Consider the following 15,870-nt stretch of genomic DNA (forward strand, 5'->3'; position numbering starts at 1 on the left):
TCTGCTCACGAATCGTTCATGGCAGAGCTGTCGCACTTGGCTTGACAATCCGTCATATACATAAAAAGAAAAGCCACCCGCTAGGATGACTCTTCTGATGAAGCCTTGGATATCGGCAGCCGTTACGGTTTTATGCTCTTGTCGCAATAAAACGGTTCGCATAACGGTCCAACAATTTCTCGACTCCGAAGGAATCCTCGTATAACCCGGCAACCATAAATCCGGATTGGATCTGACCTCCAATTTGCTGTTAGAATCACGGGCATTATTCTATATTCATGGACCTTTGAACCAGCCAGGCCTGAAACTGCTCCGGCGTGCTTACGTTCTCTTCCAGAACCGCTGTATAAATATCAAAGCTTCGCACGGTGTTTCCATATTCAGCACGGCTTGCCCAGTTATTTTTGATTCTCAAAATAGCTTCCCGGCGTTCCCGAGTCAGCAGATCAGGCATCGTTATGATATGTTTCAAGTCGGGTTGTCTCTCCGGTTCATCCACGAACCATATGTCCATCTTCCACTCCTTCCCTTGCTGAGACTTATACTTTAGGCCAATGTACAATCCATCGGGATAAGCGGGATTCGTATTGTAAACTCCGGTATCATTGATGAACTTCAGCTCCCGCACACCAGCACGCAGCATGAGTTCCGATGCGATTTGTGCTATTAATTGTTGATTCAGCCGAGAACATTTTACCGTCATGTCCAGATCTCTCCATACCATCAACCCGAGTGCTGAGCTGCCGACTCGAACCGGTTCGCCTGCTTGACTTAATAACTCATGAAGTTGAAGTTCATCTGCTACCTCAGAAGCCTCATCCTGGAGAGCTTTTTGTTGCAGCAAAAGTTTGCTTTGTGCCATACGGTGTTCACCTCTAATCCTTAAGTTATATATCACATATGGTATCACCCGATCAGCGTGCTGACCAAGGGATTGAATGCTTATAAATATCTTTCACGAATATCGTCTGAGCCGAAATTAAGTTATACGGAATAAAATATGCGTTCACCCGACAAATAAGGCGTACAGTAATCGGCGCACAGCTTCGGCATTCGTTCACGCATCCATGCATGCACGGATTCGTTCTCCATCTGAAAGACATAGTATCCGATAATGGCCAGCAGCATGAAACCTTCTAACAGAACAAGCTTTTCTTCTCCCGTGTGATCATGGCCATAATACCCTTTCAGGAATATATCCCGAAGCTCTGAAGGAACCATCATGGCGCCCATTGCAACATCCGTGTAATCATACCCTGGTCCGAAAAAACCAAAATCGATAAAACTCAGTTCTCCATCCGGGGTCATGATGATATTCCCCAGGCTTAAATCACCGTGGATAATCCCCCAAGCCTCAGCGTTCCTATTGTCCTCAAGGCGCGCATTAACCAACGATATGGTTTCTTCAATGATGGAAACATCGGAGGAAGTAAACAAACCTTTTGCTAAACCTTGCTGTATAACCTCAATCATATATCGATTGTAGGCAATCCCCTGACTCGGACGCTTATCGAGGCCCTCCCGCTCGTATTTGCTATAGAATTTGTGCAGCTCTGCAATGCGTGCCCCAGCTTCTCGACCAATACCGGATCGCTTACGTCATCCTTCTGCAAGTCTCTTCCTTCCAGCCAGGTAAGCACGGAGCTGTTCCAACGCTTCCCCTCGTGTTCGATGACCGTGATCAGTTCACCTTCCCGATTACGCACAGGCCTTTGGACAAGCAGATGATTTCGGGTTGACAAGTGCTCCAGCATTTGCAGCTCACCCATTAGACCATCGTAAGTATGCTGCTGACCTGCCATGCCGTCTTTGATCGGTTGATGAATGCGCAGCAGATATGTACTTCCGTCATGGCTTTTTACCTTATAAGTTCGATTTTCATTATGCCGAATAAACGTAATCTCCGCATCACGGATATCGTATTCATTTAACATTTCCTGCAGCTGTTCATTTCGCATGTCATGATTCTCCTTATGGATAAAGATAAACGTTCAACCTTCCAGGAACGTATGGTCGAAATATGCCTTGAAATCCGGATATAAAAATATCAGCGACTCTTTAAGCTTGGCATGATCCGTTCGTTCCTCATCCAGATCAAACAAGGTTTCATGTTCGATCTCATAGATCGCTCCGTAACCCTCGCCTGCGTCCTCTCTTAGATCGATACACCATATCTTTCCGTACTCTTCGTCCCATGTAAAAGGAAGGTATCCCAGCCGGCACAGCAAGGGATTGTACATGTTCCTGACATTATCCAGCGGCTCGTCAACTGCTTGTTCAGGTATGATGTCAAAGTAATGATGATACGTGGAGATGAATGCTTTATACCACTCCGGAAAAGTCAATCCATACTCTTCTTCCATCGCCCCAATATGATCTTCATTCACAACGGAAGGGACCAATTTCCATATGGACCACTCCTCATCGGTATCAACGACTTTCATCTCTGCAGGAACGTCGGGACGCATCCACCTGCAGAATCCCTCCTCCGTAACTTGACTATATTTGGCGTAATAGGTCTCAAACCCTTGTTTAATATAATCGCGTATTTCCATCTAAAAAGTCTCCTTATGTAGAAATTTGTTATTATTTCATATCACTATAATCTATTTCTGGGTTATTATTAGATTCGTGCTATTCTATTTTGTTTACAATTCAGAAACAACTCCGAGATTCTACCGATATAACTCTCTTATATACTCAGAGATAGCTAACGAGGAGGGAATTCACATGCACAAAAAAATCGTAAAATCCATCATACCCACAATCATCATCGGTTCCGTTGTCACAAGCCTTGCCTTATCCAGTTTTCTAACCAGCACCGGCATTGATAAGGCGGAAGCCGCCGCTGCAGCTTCTTCCAGCTTATCATTTACCGCGTTTTTGAAAAACAACGCTCCTAACCGGACTATAAAAACGGTTCATGGTTTAAATACGGTCACCAATCTATCAAGCACCGTCGTACTCGTCAACAAGCAAAGAAATCTACCATCGAGTTATGTTCCGCAAGACTTGGTTGTACCCCGCATTCCATTCAGCTTCTCGGGACCCAGTCCTAAAAAACAGATGAAACGAGTAGCGGCAACCGCCCTCGAAAAATTGTTTGCGGCAGCCAAGAAAGACGGGATCGATCTCAAAGCCGTGTCAGGCTACCGATCCTATGCCACCCAGAAGGCCATATTCGAACGCAACGCTCGTAATAAAGGCGAAGCCGTCGCTAATAAAACAAGCGCTCGTCCTGGACAAAGCGAGCATCAGACCGGGCTGAGCATGGATATATCCAGTGCTTCCGTAGGGTATGCGTTGGAGCAAAGCTTCGGAAATACCAAAGAAGGCAAATGGCTGAAAGCCAATGCGCCGAAGTATGGATTTATCATTCGTTACGGAAAAGGCAAGGAGAAATTAACCGGCTATTCTTATGAGCCCTGGCATGTCCGTTACGTGGGCGTCTATATTGCAGGAGAAATCACGAGGCAAAACCTGACGCTTGAGCAGTATCTGGGTCAATCCCATTAATCGAAAAATCAAGAAACGGACCATAACGGGTCCGTTTTTTTTGCCTTGGTTACTTCCCGACTTCAACTATTGAGGTACATCCGCATATTTTTCGTTGGTTCCGACGGACAATGTACTTGGCGTGGACTATGCACGTACATTAACAGCAGTAGAAAGGTTCGTTAGCTTATGATTTTTGCAAATGGGGTGAACAACGTGCCTATTAAATCGGGAAAGCAGTATATCGAACGGATTGACCGGCAAAAGATCAACATTTGGTATAAAGGTGAGTCTATCAAGGGACCTTTATCCGAGCATCCTGCATTTCAAGGTCTTATTCAAACCCAGGCCGATTTATACGATATGCAATGTAAATCAAGCTATATCGAACAATTGACTTACCCCTCACCCGATACGGGAGAACGGGTAGGCTTGTCTTTTCTCCCCCCAAAGAATGCTGAGGATTTGCAGAAACGCCGAATCATGATGGAGTTATGGGCGAGGCGGCATCACGGCTTTTTAGGGCGCTCTCCCGATTATATGAACACCGCGATCATGTCCTTATATACCGCTGCCGATATTCTGGAGGAACATCATCCGAAATATGCGGAAAATCTCAGAAACTATTATAAGTACTGTCGTGATCATGATATTACATTATCTCACGCCTTCATCCAGCCCTATGCATGTAAAATGTCCGGTCAGCAGGATGCTGCTGATGACTCTATCGCGGCTAAAGTCGTTGAGACGAATCATGAAGGAATGATTATAAGCGGCGCTTTCTTGATGGCCACACAAGGGGCCACTTGCGAAGAAATGCTGGTATTCCCAACCCCTTCGCCAACAATGTCCCAGGATGTAAATCCTTCTGCGTTTGCATTTGCGGTTCCCAACGATTTACCGGGGATGACTTTTATTTGCCGTGAAAGCTATGGTGCCACTTCTTCCTATGATTATCCCCTGAGTGCCAGATACGAAGAGATGGATACGCTCGTCATCTTCGACCGCGTGCTGGTCCCTCATGATCGAGTATTTTACTACGGGGACGAGACTTACGCCGGACGTTTATTCGGGGAGAGTCACTTTCATACGCATATCGCCCATCAAATGGCCGTCCGTTTTATCGTAAAAACCGAATTCATGCTCGGCTTGCTGGAATCCTTGGCAGATGAACAGAACATTGGACTCGAGCCCCATATGGTCTCGAATGTTTCGAAAGTGATTACATTTCTGGAAACCTTCAAGGCATTAAGACTGGCCTCCGAACAGGGCGCCCGCCATGATAAATTCGGATATCTCGTACCAGCTGCCAGTCCTCTTATCGCATCCAGCATCCTCTTCCCCAAATTCTATCCCGAGATGGTAGAGATGATTCAACTGCTAGGCTCCAGCGGCCTGATTATGATCCCTTCCGAATTGGATTTTCGATCTGAGTCAGGCCCCTACCTTAATCAATATTTAAAAGGGTCAACGACGGATGCTCGGGATCGCATCGCATTGTTCAGGCTTGCATGGGAGCTTGGTGCAAGCTCGTTCGGTGGTCGCCAAACCCAGTTTGAACGATTCTTCTTCGGAAATGCGCAGACGGCTGCCTATCGGATGTATAACCATTTTGAACAGCATGAGCAGCTTCGGAGCAGGATCAGCGATTTTCTTTCCCAAGAGAAACCTTCTTCATAGCTTGACCGGGGGATGATCCAACAATAAAAAAGATGCGAGTTATAAACTCACATCTTTCGGTTTGTTTCATGATCAGATGACTCACGAATGAGAGTGCAGGCTCAATCTGAACCGATAATTCATATCATCCTCGAACCACATCATGAAATTCGTACCCCATACGTTGTTATGCAGATTGAAATGAAATCCTCCGGTCAATGAAGCATACGTATTGTCAAATTGCAGCAGCCGCGGTTCTCCCGGACAAACAAGCGGCGCGTCCAAGGTTTCAATGGCCGCCGTTCCGTCCGCTCCCTCATAATATAGGCCTGCGTTGATTCCATGCATGTTCCGGTTGCCGTCCTTTACGACGAATAGCGGAGATATGCGCTGTCCGAGCTTATCCATCTTCCAGGCGTTAAGGTTATCCACAAGAGGCGCAAACGAAAACCAGCTTGCTTCCGGAAGTCGGCATGCTGGTTTGCCCCTCCAGCTTAGACTTACCTCAATGACGGGCTCATTCGCATGGAACGTATAGATCGTTTTCAGTATGCGTGGAGCTCCATACTGATTGCCGAGATTCTCAGGCAGCTTCAGTTCGGCAGTTACGATATCATAATCGGCGTACCTCTCCAGATGCAGGGTCCGCAAGGATGCCGTATACTGCCGATGCTCCGGCCGCGGTTTGACATATTCAATGCCCGGCTTGCCGAAATCGTTGTCCGCCCAGCCATGATGAATTTCTAGATTGGTCATGTATTCCTTAAAGAAACGATCGTAGTTTTCTTTGCCGAAGGTTTCATACCTATACGTGCCAAGCCTCTGATGCTCGTTCGCCCATTCCTTCCCGGATCGATCCATCAATCGGTTGATCGATCCGTCGGCAGCGAAGCTTACCTGAAACTGCCCTAATTCGTAATGCTCGTTCGTTTCAATCGTCTGCTTATATTGCAACGGCTCCAAGTCTTGGACGGTATCATGCTGACTCATCCGATCCAGCTCCATTCTCGCTTCGGCTGCCAGCGCTTTCGGCAGCGACTGAACGGCCTCTTCAAGATAATCCCGCTGCTCCTGCCAAGCGCTCTCATAATGGCTGTACGACCTGGTATCATTCGCCTGATGGCACAGGTAATCGTATTTTCTCCGTTTATTGTCTTCTACGATATCCCGTGCTCTTGCAGCGGCTAAATCCGAGGAGGAATAATTAACATAATCGACGAGATAGACCGAATTGTTCAGCCCCCAGGTATGCTCGGGGATCAACATCAGACGGTTGCAGAATCGAGCGTACGCCTCGCTGTCCTTATCCAATTGACCGGATTCGATCCAGCGATCCCGAAGCCTTAGCAATTCACGGTAGCGAGCGATTTTCCAAGGATCCGAGGCAATCCCGTGTATCCACGAATCCCCAATCTCTTCACTCACGACAGGCAATCGATCTTTGACGGTACGCAGTCGCTGGGCAAATGCATCAAGTGTCGAGGCCATGATTTCCGCCCCTGGATAATCCCGCTCCAACTGTTCAAACAATGCCCGGATCTCCTCTAGCGTGGATGGACCATGGTTATCATGCGTATGGGCAAAATACAAGGCATCCTCCAGCCCTTCCATTTGAAACGGTTTACCGTAACTATCCGCATAATGGACGATGATCTCCGAGCCATCGGAAGCGCGCCATACAAATACTTCCGGCACCTTGGGATTCTTGGATACCATATTAACGCCCAAATGCAAATATTGTATGCCGTGTTCTGCCAGCAGAGGGACCATTGCAAGAGTATGGCCCGGAACATCCGTCATTTTAGCGGCGACCGTGGATTTTCCATACTTTCGGTCCAAGTCGCCCGAAATGGACATACCGAATTCGAATAGCCGGGCATCCATGATTTCCGTATGCGTTGTAAACGGCAGCCCATGCCAAGCAATGCGCCCGTCCTCTATCGCTTTTTCCATGCGCGCCCGCATCTCAGGAGAAGACGTTTGCAGAAATTCATGGATTAACCACGAGCCGGTTGTCCATATGAATTTTGCGTTCCCCTCTTCATCAGCCAGCTGTTCGGACAGCTCCAAGGCCTGGGGGATGAAATGCTTCATATAGCGCTCGATTACGATCTTTCCCAAATCGGTAAACCCGATGTCCAGATGGGTCTTAAATACGACATGAACTCTTTTGATTGATGCTGTCATGCTCACTGCCCCTTTCCATCATAAATGGCTAACGCCGAACTTTGAGGCCAATTTTACAAGAGTGCAACGAACAAGTCTTTGCATGAAAGGGTCATGCTTTTGCAAAATAAGGACACCTGATCGTAAATCAGGTGAAGACCAGACGTACGAATCAATCGGGCCAAGGAGGATCTGCGGAATACGGACATTTGCTGAACCTTGATTGAGCCTCGGCAGTTAGCTGAACTATCTTTAATTAAACTTATCATGTACGATAAATAGGAATAACACTTGCTCCGGAAGACCAAACGGACCCAAGGGAGAGATTGGAATCGATATGCGCTTATTCTCATACTTAAGCTCCTTTATAAACGCTTGGCGTGATTACCCGGCTGAAGAAAATACGGTTCTGGGGAATCGTTACATTGTTCAACAGAGGATTGGGGAAGGAAGTTACGGCATCATCTATAAATGCAGGGATCAACAGAGCGGAAACGTGGTGGCTGTTAAACAGTCGAGACCCAGCAAAGGCGATTACGCCAAAGAATTGCTGAACCGTGAGGCAGCGATATTACGTTCTCTCCAGCATCCGCAAATTCCGGCATATCGGGATTTTTTCACGGACAACCGCCATGCTTATCTGGTCATGTCTTATATGAACGGTGATACGCTTGAAGATTTAATATTTGAACAAGACATGAAATACGGAGAAGACGAATGCATCGAGATCACGCTGCAGCTTCTGAAGCTGGTCCGATACATACACGACCAAGGCTATGTTCATCTTGATCTGCGGATTCCGAACGTACTGTTCAAGGATGGCAGGATCCAACTTATTGATTTTGGACTCGCGAGAAGGATTGGGGAGCCCCCTCCGCTCCAAGTACCTGTACGGAAAAAGTTCAAGGCAGACAGCTCGGCGTCCTCTGTCCAATATAAGGACTCGAAGGAAAGCGAGGATCTCCGGGACATCGGTCACTTTATGCTGTTCATGCTCTATTCCACCTACGAACCGGATCGCAACCGTGGCGCAACCGTGGAGCGAAGCTGGCAGGAAGAACTTCATCTCTCGATTGGACTGCAGAACATGATTAGACGCTTGATGCAATTGAGTGAACCTTACTCAAGTTCTTTGCAGTTCATGCACGAGCTGCAGTCGCTCGCTAATGCAAGAAACCACCCCTCTGATAAGAAGGGCAGCCTTTAATTTGATTATAGGGTTTCATTTATGTTACGATCCGATTAAATTATATGGAATGATGACGAACAAGAAAGGAGGATGTTTCCACATGTTAAGAAAGATCATGAACAAGCTTCTCCACTCTACATCCCATAGTCATGGCCGAAAGCGTTACAGCAGTTCCGCGAAGAATTATGGAAGAAAATACAGCAGCAGTCATGGCTATTCGCGTCGTAAAGGTTCCTCATCCGATTACAAACACAGGCATGGCAACCAAGGTCATGGCTATTATAAGAACAGAAGAAGAAGCTCGAGCTAATCATTTAACAGTATCATGGAGTACTTCACTTCATCCCTCAAATTTTTTTGAGGGATTTCTTTATGGCTTCATACAGTAAGGAGTCTACGCTGCCCAGCATGTCATCTGATCGTGAAGTTAACCCCGTAATAGGACAACCCTGACTTATTGGCCACTCTCCGGGAAGAGCGATTTTCCCATAAAGTGCTGTACAACGCCAGCGCGCCCATCTTTTGCACCTCTTGGGCCCACCCGGCAACAACAGCAGCCGCATAACCTCTTCCGCGAAATTCCTCTAACGTTTCAAGCCCAGCTTCGTGAGCTCGTTCAGTAATCCGAACGCTGCGGCAAACCGATACCACCCTATTCTCATGAATAAGCCCAACACAAGGCTGGTCATAATCGATTTCCGTGATCAGCCATTCAAAACCGGTGAGCGAATATTCACGAATATTTTCCGGGTTGATCCTTACCGTCTGTTTGGCCTGCGTTGTTTGATCAGGTATCCGATAACAAGGTCCGCTCGTATAGTGCTCAGCGCGAAGGAGGTTCATATAAGCTGCAAAATGTTTAGGCATCGTCTGAACCTCTTCGGTTACGATCGGCTCATCTTCGACCAAAGCTCTCAATTGCCCGGTAGTTCTTTCGGGCACATCATGGCGAAACCTGCAGATCGAAGAGCCGTCTATCGTTCGACCCATGAAAAACCTCGGGGCAAGCTCCTCTCCCGGCCAAGGCTCATTGATGGTGCGAATTCGCATATTCCCGTCATGCGTAAACATCGCCCGAACATGCAATTCCATCAAGGCCGCAGCGGTTGGCTTGTTATGTTTCCTATGGTTCATGCTAATATCCCCTCCCGTAAGAATGAATCCGCGATGTTGGCTGCGCATCACTTTCCATCATATCAGTTGAATCGAATAACAGGCTGGGTATAAATTGCTTTAATCAAAAAGACCCTGTCTCCCCTATCCGGGAGGCAAGGTCAACTGAGGAACAATGTTTCTTCGGGAATCCTTAGATCTTCTTGCCCAGCGAGTTCCGCTGTAATCGCGGTATCAAGGCATAGGCAAATGTAACGAGCGGGCTTAACCACAAGAAAGTTGCATACGGCGCATATTCAATGACCGGAATTCCAAGCGTAGCAGCGAAGAAGGCACCGCTTACCCCCCATGGAATCAGTGGATTAACAAGCGTACCGCAATCCTCCAATGTACGGGACAACGTCTTCGCCGGAAGTTCTCGGCGGACATATTCCTCTTTGAACATTTGACCAGGCAAAAGGATCGATAAATACTGCTCACCAGTCATGCCGTTGACCGCAATCGCGGATGCCCCGGTCATCAGAACGATGCTGCTCTTCCGCTTCAGCGGCTGCATGACTTTGCGGAAGAACGCTTCAATGACGCCGCAATGCTGAAGCAGCCCTCCCAAGGATAACGCAATCAATATGAGCGATACGGACCCCATCATCGATTGCAATCCGCCGCGGTTGACAATGGAAGCAACGGTTTCGTTGGCGATCGTGCTCTTGTAACCGCTCTGCATGACGCTGAACCAGACATCGATTGCCGTCTGCTGCTGAACCAAGGCCGTTACGATGAGTCCGGTAACAATGCCGACAATGAGTGTAGGCAGGATCGGAATCCGCTTGATGGAACAGGCAATGACCGCAAGCGGCGATAGCAACGTTAGCCAATGAATATGGAATCCTTCATTCAGTGCAGCCTTGATTTGAATTATCGATGTTAAATCCAGGCCGTTCGCCGTTGGTGCCAGCAGGAAAAAGATCGTTGTCACGATCAGGGCCGGCACAGCAGTGTAGATCATGTTGCCAATGTGAGTGAACAAGGATATGCCGGCGACCGCCGGAGCAAAGTTCGTTGTGTCGGACAGCGGCGACATTTTATCCCCAAAACAAGCCCCGCAGATCACCGCTCCTGCTGCCAGTGCCGGAGAAGTCCCGGTCGTTACAGCAATCCCCATGAAGGCAACGCCGACCGTACTGATCGTCGTGAAGGAGCTTCCGGTAAACATCGATACCACGATGGTCACGTATAACGCACTCACGGCAAAATAATGCGGTTCAATATAATCCATTCCATAGAATAAAATGGTCGGGACGGTGCCGCTCATCATCCATACCGCAATCAAAATGCCGATGAGCGAAAGGATGAGAATCGGCATAATCGCCGTTTGAATGCCTTGAATGATGGCGGATTCTAGATGTTTCCAGGAAAACCCGAACAACCGCAGCAAAGAGGCGATACCCACGGTTGTAGCCAGAAGCGGTATATGCGGCTCTGCCTTAAGAAGAAAGATAGAGACAAACAGTACCGCCAGTATAAACACAATAAGAATGATGCTTTTTGAGAAACTGAGATGTCGTTCCATGGTGCTAAGACTCCTTATACTTGGTCGTGACAGGGCATCTTCCCGTCCACTTGTTTTATATAGATGAACTTTTTCGCTTTTATGCTTTTCGGCTTCTTTGCTTTTTTGCATTGAAGCGCGAATTACACTATATACGATAAACACGAACTTCGTCAATGTACGAACCATGAACAATGACCACAAAAAGGCGACTGCATCAGCAGTCGCCTTTACTTTAAGAAGCATAGTTATTATTTCGCTTGAATGTAACCTTCGGCTTTCAGCAGTTCAGCGATCAGAACAGCTCCGCCAGCCGCGCCGCGCAGCGTATTATGCGAGAGTCCTACGAATTTGTAATCGTAGAGGGAATCCTCGCGCAATCTGCCCACCGATACGCCCATGCCGCGCTCGATGTCACGGTCCAGCTTCGTCTGCGGGCGATTCTCTTCTTCGAAGTACGTAATGAACTGCTTAGGCGCACTTGGCAGATTCAGTTCTTGCGGTCTTCCCTTAAATTGCCGCCAGCGGTCCAGAATCTCATCCTTCGAAGGCTTGTTCTCGAACGATGCAAATACGGTGGCTAAGTGGCCATCGGTTACGGGAACGCGAATGCATTGCGTCGTAATCAATGGCGACTCGGCTTTCACGATCTCACCGTTCACGACGCTGCCCCAAATGCGGAGCGGCTCCTGCTCGCTCTTCTCTTCCTCCCCGCCGATATACGGGATCACATTGTCCAGCATATCCGGCCAATCGGTGAAGTTCTTACCGGCACCGGAAATCGCCTGATAGGTGGAGGCAACAACCTGGGTAGGTTTGCAATCAAGCAAAGCGTGAAGCGCCGGTACATAGCTCTGAATGGAGCAATTCGGCTTCACCGCAATAAAACCGGTGGTCGTTCCCAGACGTTTGCGCTGCGCGGCAATCACGTCAATATGACCCGGATTAATTTCCGGAATGACCATCGGAACGTCAGGCGTCCAGCGATGGGCGGAATTGTTGGAAATGACGGGCGTCCCCGTTTTGGCATAAGCTTCTTCCAATGCCTGTATCTCATTCTTCTTCATATCAACTGCGCAAAATACAAAATCAACCTCTGCAGCTACCTGTTCCACTTCCGAAGCATCCTGCACAATAATGCCCTTCACCTGCTCGGGAATTGGCGTTTCAAGCTTCCAGCGGCCCTGAACCGATTCTTCATACGTTTTGCCGGCTGAGTTTTTGCTCGCAGAAATGGAAGTGACTTCAAACCATGGATGCCCATCCAGCAGTTGCATAAAACGTTGACCGACCATACCCGTTCCACCGACAATACCGACTTTAAGTTTTTCAGACATTCGTTACTCATATCCTTTCAATAGTGGCGTCATGTTCCCCATACATCGACTTTGATCTACCGTACGGACAAAAGCATGCAGTAAATGAGCTTCTTCTAGATAACTATTCAAACCGGCGTGATTCGTGTAGGTATCCTACCTTGAACCATCATATTTCTTTTGATGTAACAAAAAAATCCCACCCCCAAGACCATAAGTCTTAGGGACGAGATTGTTATACTCGCGGTACCACCCCAAATTTGCCAATATGTCACCATATTCGCCTCATCGAGTACGGCATTACCCGGTAATGCAGATACTCTAGCTCTATAACAGGAGCTCCTGGCACACCATCCGCCTCTCAATGAGGGTTCCATGTGCTGCTCTGAGTCTTTTTTCAATAAAGAACGCTTTGCCCCTTTTCAGCTGCCGGAGCTCTCTGTACAAGAATTCGTTTATTTACTCATCTCTTCATCGCATTTGTTATGATTATTATATATAAAACCATTTCGGCGGTAAACCTTATTTATTAAATTTTCGGAAAACTCGGTTGATTTCATGAGCTGTTACATCGATCCACTCCTGTCAGAACCATTTTATGGATAGAGTTGCACGGCCTACAGTTCCAATTCCCGGCGGATCGCCATTTCCAACCTCTTTCTTAATACTATGTATTGATTCACCGCCGGGTGATCGTATCCCTAAGCATGTTGGATCCCGCCAATCATGGAATCATCTTCATACTCGTTGCTCCATGCTTGCAAGTTAAACGGCTATCGGTCTATCCGGACTTTCATTGCTCCTACATATTCTCCCCGCGGGCGATAACTCCCCGGTTTTTAGCACGGAGTCCTATAGGTAATTTTCCTACACCAAACCACAGAATCTCAACTAGTGCGATGGCACCCGCCACGTCCAGCAGGACATGCTGTTTCACGAATAGCGTGGACACAATGATCGACCAAGCAAAGATATGCACCGCCACCCGAACTTTATTCGTAAAGCCTGCACTAGCTGCTGCCCCTTTTATCATCAAGTAACTGGTCAAAACATGGATGCTTGGAAAACAGTTGTACGGATTGTCGGTGCTGTACACCAAATTCACCAACCGATCAAGAACCCCTGTGCCTATTAGCGGAGGCCGCTCTACCGTCGTCTGGAACAAGAAAAAGATAAGGTAACACGCGATGAGTCCAATACACTGGGTCAACAGTGTTCGATAATATACATTTCGGTCTCTGGCACAGAACAGAAACAGCATAATAATGATAAAAGGGTACCATACCAGATATGGTATAATGAATATCGGTACAAACGGAATTGTAGAGTCAAGATCCGTCATTAAGCTTTTTACCGGCGTATGTGCATGGTTTAAGATCCCATAAAAAATGTTGAGCACAGGAATGGCCAGGATCCATAGCAGCGGGAGATATGTTCTCCATTTTAAGTTCATTGGCTTCCTCCCTTCTTCGACTCTTCAGTCTCTTTAAATATATGAAACAACGACGCGATTGCGCCTGTTTTTTCACACTAACCAACGATTTAGCGTATATCCTATGGGTTGAATGTTATTCCGGATAACCCATGTTCTCTAATCTCCACCTGCACTTTGCTTAAATCATCCCCGCATGCTGTGCGACGTTTTTGCCGGCAACTTCACAATATACCATGTCGTCAAGTAAGGCTCAAGTCGATAACCCATCTTTGTATTATTAAAAATCATCATAAATACAAATCGAGCACGTCCTTTGCTGGACTGCTCGATTGGATAAGTTACTGCGTATAACCGATTTCCCCGTTCACAATCGTCATTCTGATCTTCGTCATCAGCAGTTCATCCGGATCCATAGCATCATGCAAGCAACGATCCACAACGGTAAAATCGGCATATTTCCCTATGGCTATCGTTCCCCGCTGACCTGATTCTCCCGCCGCCTTGGCGCCGCCGAGCGTAAACAATTCAATCGCTTCCGTTAAGCTCAGCTTCTCCTCCGGCAGATATCCATCATGTTTCTCTTCCGGCTTCCGTCTCGTCATTGCCGCATGAATCCCGAGCAGCGGACTCAGCGGCTCGATGGGAGCATCGCTTCCTCCGGAACAAGGCAGTCCGGAGCGCAGCCACTTCTTCCACGCATACAAATAGCTTGTCCGATCAGGGCCCACACGCTCCAGCACCCAAGGGAAATCGCTGGCTACAAACCGGGGCTGCAGGTCAACGGCCAGATTCAGCTTACTCATTCGCTTCACCGTATCCGGGTGTACAATTTGGGCATGGATAAATCGGTCCGGAAGTTTCGCATCCCGGCTTAATGGATAGAATTCAAGCACATCCGTCATTGACGCTGCCGCGCCGTCCCCAATCGCATGAAAAGCAACGGGAAAGCCCAGCTGACGCGCACTGCCAACAATCTCCCTTAGCTCTTCTAAAGTATGCATGGACAGCCCCCTAGTATGAGGCGCATCATGGTAAGGCTCCTTCAGCAGTGCCGTTCTTCCGCCAACCGCCCCGTCCGCGAATAATTTGACGGCCCCAATACGGTTCCAATCGTTGCCGCTGCCCGGCTTAAGGCCCAGCTCTTTCATTTCATCAAGATAACCATGAAACATCAGCTGATGGGTACGAAAGTGCAGTCCCTCCTCTCTTAGCTCTCTATGAACCCGCTGCATCGCTTCAACACTCCCAAGCAATCGGAGATCCTCCGTATGAGCTGCCGTAAGGCCTAAACGCAGCGCATCACGGCATGCCTCCAGCATCGCTAATTTCAGGCTGGCGGAATCAGGCTTCGGCTGCACCATGGCAAAAGGTATCGATGCATTCTCGTAAATGCGGCCGTTTAACCGGCCATCGGCATCCCGGCCAAAAGCGCCGGACTCCGGATCTGGCGTGTCTGATGTAACACCCGCTCTTTGGAAGGCTTCCGAATTACCCAGGTAAGCATGGAAACAGGTCCTGGTTAGATAGACTGGATGTTCCGTTGTAATGTCGTCAAGTTCCTGCATGCTCGGAATTCGATGGTCTGGAAAGTTGTGTTCATTCCAGTTCAACCCCATGATCCACTCGCCAGGCTGCGTAACCGCGACCCTTTCCCTAAGCATAGCCAGCATCTCTTCCTTGGAGGTCGCCTCGGTGAAGTCAAGCATGCCAAGCTTCAGTCCATGCATACCGAGATGCATATGCGCATCGACCAGGCCAGATAAAACGAAGGCGCCATCCCAATCCACCGTTCGATACTTCCGATCCGCCAGCTGAAGTCGCAGGTCGGCTGCGCTTCCAATAGCACGAATGATTCCGTCTTCCACATATATCGAATCCGCTGTTGAAGCGCTATGGGGTAAAAAGAGATTTCCGTTCGTAAAAAGAACTGGTTGCATGTTTCCTGATT

General features: G+C 48.0%; 12 protein-coding genes, 1 pseudogene and 1 other annotated feature. Of the genes and pseudogenes, 4 read left to right on the forward strand and 9 right to left on the reverse strand.

Annotated elements, in window-relative coordinates; translation table 11 throughout:
* Nucleotides 1-265: 265 nt before the first annotated feature.
* The 3 genes and pseudogenes from DP091_RS08950 to DP091_RS08960 all read right to left on the reverse strand — a co-directional run bounded on the left by DP091_RS08950 (nucleotide 266) and on the right by DP091_RS08960 (nucleotide 2,555).
* A complete protein-coding gene (locus tag DP091_RS08950) occupies nucleotides 266-862 on the reverse strand; it encodes a hypothetical protein (RefSeq protein ID WP_113058007.1) in 597 nt (198 codons plus the stop codon).
* A 122-nt stretch (nucleotides 863-984) separates the two neighbouring features.
* Nucleotides 985-1,958: pseudogene (locus DP091_RS32320) on the reverse strand (phosphotransferase enzyme family protein).
* Between the two features lie 33 nt (nucleotides 1,959-1,991).
* Nucleotides 1,992-2,555, reverse strand: a complete 564-nt coding sequence (locus DP091_RS08960; RefSeq protein WP_113058008.1) for an SMI1/KNR4 family protein — start codon at nucleotides 2,553-2,555, stop codon at nucleotides 1,992-1,994.
* Between the two features lie 175 nt (nucleotides 2,556-2,730).
* On the opposite strand from DP091_RS08960, the gene DP091_RS08965 reads away from it, so the two are divergent.
* Both DP091_RS08965 and DP091_RS08970 read left to right on the forward strand, forming a co-directional pair.
* Nucleotides 2,731-3,516, forward strand: a complete 786-nt coding sequence (locus DP091_RS08965) for a M15 family metallopeptidase (RefSeq protein WP_113058009.1) — start codon at nucleotides 2,731-2,733, stop codon at nucleotides 3,514-3,516.
* A gap of 195 nt (nucleotides 3,517-3,711) precedes the next feature.
* Complete coding sequence (locus tag DP091_RS08970; RefSeq protein WP_113058135.1) at nucleotides 3,712-5,175, forward strand: 4-hydroxyphenylacetate 3-hydroxylase family protein; 1,464 nt, start codon at nucleotides 3,712-3,714, stop codon at nucleotides 5,173-5,175.
* A gap of 81 nt (nucleotides 5,176-5,256) precedes the next feature.
* On the opposite strand, the gene DP091_RS08975 is transcribed toward DP091_RS08970, so the two are convergent.
* On the reverse strand, nucleotides 5,257-7,341 hold the full coding sequence (locus tag DP091_RS08975) for a DUF5054 domain-containing protein (protein WP_113058010.1): 2,085 nt from the start codon (nucleotides 7,339-7,341) through the stop codon (nucleotides 5,257-5,259).
* A gap of 316 nt (nucleotides 7,342-7,657) precedes the next feature.
* On the opposite strand from DP091_RS08975, the gene DP091_RS08980 reads away from it, so the two are divergent.
* Together DP091_RS08980 and DP091_RS08985 are read left to right on the forward strand one after the other, a co-directional pair.
* Complete coding sequence (locus tag DP091_RS08980) at nucleotides 7,658-8,527, forward strand: serine/threonine protein kinase (RefSeq protein WP_113058011.1); 870 nt, start codon at nucleotides 7,658-7,660, stop codon at nucleotides 8,525-8,527.
* Nucleotides 8,528-8,609: 82 nt separating this feature from the next.
* A complete protein-coding gene (locus tag DP091_RS08985; RefSeq protein ID WP_113058012.1) occupies nucleotides 8,610-8,819 on the forward strand; it encodes a hypothetical protein in 210 nt (69 codons plus the stop codon).
* A 101-nt stretch (nucleotides 8,820-8,920) separates the two neighbouring features.
* On the opposite strand, the gene aac(2')-IIb is transcribed toward DP091_RS08985, so the two are convergent.
* The 5 genes from aac(2')-IIb to DP091_RS09010 all read right to left on the reverse strand — a co-directional run bounded on the left by aac(2')-IIb (nucleotide 8,921) and on the right by DP091_RS09010 (nucleotide 15,859).
* Nucleotides 8,921-9,643: a kasugamycin N-acetyltransferase AAC(2')-IIb gene (aac(2')-IIb, locus tag DP091_RS08990; RefSeq protein ID WP_258394451.1), complete on the reverse strand. Its 723-nt coding sequence runs from the start codon at nucleotides 9,641-9,643 to the stop codon at nucleotides 8,921-8,923.
* 172 nt (nucleotides 9,644-9,815) lie between these two features.
* Complete coding sequence (gene nhaC / locus DP091_RS08995) at nucleotides 9,816-11,192, reverse strand: Na+/H+ antiporter NhaC (RefSeq protein WP_113058013.1); 1,377 nt, start codon at nucleotides 11,190-11,192, stop codon at nucleotides 9,816-9,818.
* A gap of 230 nt (nucleotides 11,193-11,422) precedes the next feature.
* The gene (gene asd / locus DP091_RS09000) at nucleotides 11,423-12,508 is read right to left on the reverse strand and encodes an aspartate-semialdehyde dehydrogenase (protein ID WP_113058014.1); all 1,086 of its coding nucleotides are present in this window, start codon (nucleotides 12,506-12,508) and stop codon (nucleotides 11,423-11,425) included.
* 198 nt (nucleotides 12,509-12,706) lie between these two features.
* Nucleotides 12,707-12,971, reverse strand: a binding site (T-box leader).
* Nucleotides 12,972-13,289: 318 nt separating this feature from the next.
* Nucleotides 13,290-13,940, reverse strand: a complete 651-nt coding sequence (locus DP091_RS09005; RefSeq protein ID WP_113058015.1) for a phosphatase PAP2 family protein — start codon at nucleotides 13,938-13,940, stop codon at nucleotides 13,290-13,292.
* A gap of 320 nt (nucleotides 13,941-14,260) precedes the next feature.
* A complete protein-coding gene (locus tag DP091_RS09010; RefSeq protein WP_113058016.1) occupies nucleotides 14,261-15,859 on the reverse strand; it encodes an amidohydrolase in 1,599 nt (532 codons plus the stop codon).
* Nucleotides 15,860-15,870: the final 11 nt, after the last annotated feature.

Origin of the sequence: Paenibacillus sp. MDMC362 (assembly GCF_003269305.1) — a bacterium.
Classification (GTDB): Bacteria; Bacillota; Bacilli; order Paenibacillales; family Paenibacillaceae; genus Paenibacillus_AQ.

Excerpts from the sequence above, each read along its gene's own strand:
- DP091_RS08950 (WP_113058007.1), bottom strand. The coding sequence starts at position 862 with ATGGCACAAAGCAAACTTTTGCTGCAACAAAAAGCTCTCCAGGATGAG.
- DP091_RS08960 (WP_113058008.1), bottom strand. The coding sequence starts at position 2,555 with ATGGAAATACGCGATTATATTAAACAAGGGTTTGAGACCTATTACGCC.
- DP091_RS08965 (WP_113058009.1), top strand. The coding sequence starts at position 2,731 with ATGCACAAAAAAATCGTAAAATCCATCATACCCACAATCATCATCGGT.
- DP091_RS08975 (WP_113058010.1), bottom strand. The coding sequence starts at position 7,341 with ATGACAGCATCAATCAAAAGAGTTCATGTCGTATTTAAGACCCATCTG.
- DP091_RS08980 (WP_113058011.1), top strand. The coding sequence starts at position 7,658 with ATGCGCTTATTCTCATACTTAAGCTCCTTTATAAACGCTTGGCGTGAT.
- DP091_RS08985 (WP_113058012.1), top strand. The coding sequence starts at position 8,610 with ATGTTAAGAAAGATCATGAACAAGCTTCTCCACTCTACATCCCATAGT.
- nhaC (WP_113058013.1), bottom strand. The coding sequence starts at position 11,192 with ATGGAACGACATCTCAGTTTCTCAAAAAGCATCATTCTTATTGTGTTT.
- asd (WP_113058014.1), bottom strand. The coding sequence starts at position 12,508 with ATGTCTGAAAAACTTAAAGTCGGTATTGTCGGTGGAACGGGTATGGTC.
- DP091_RS09005 (WP_113058015.1), bottom strand. The coding sequence starts at position 13,940 with ATGAACTTAAAATGGAGAACATATCTCCCGCTGCTATGGATCCTGGCC.
- DP091_RS09010 (WP_113058016.1), bottom strand. The coding sequence starts at position 15,859 with ATGCAACCAGTTCTTTTTACGAACGGAAATCTCTTTTTACCCCATAGC.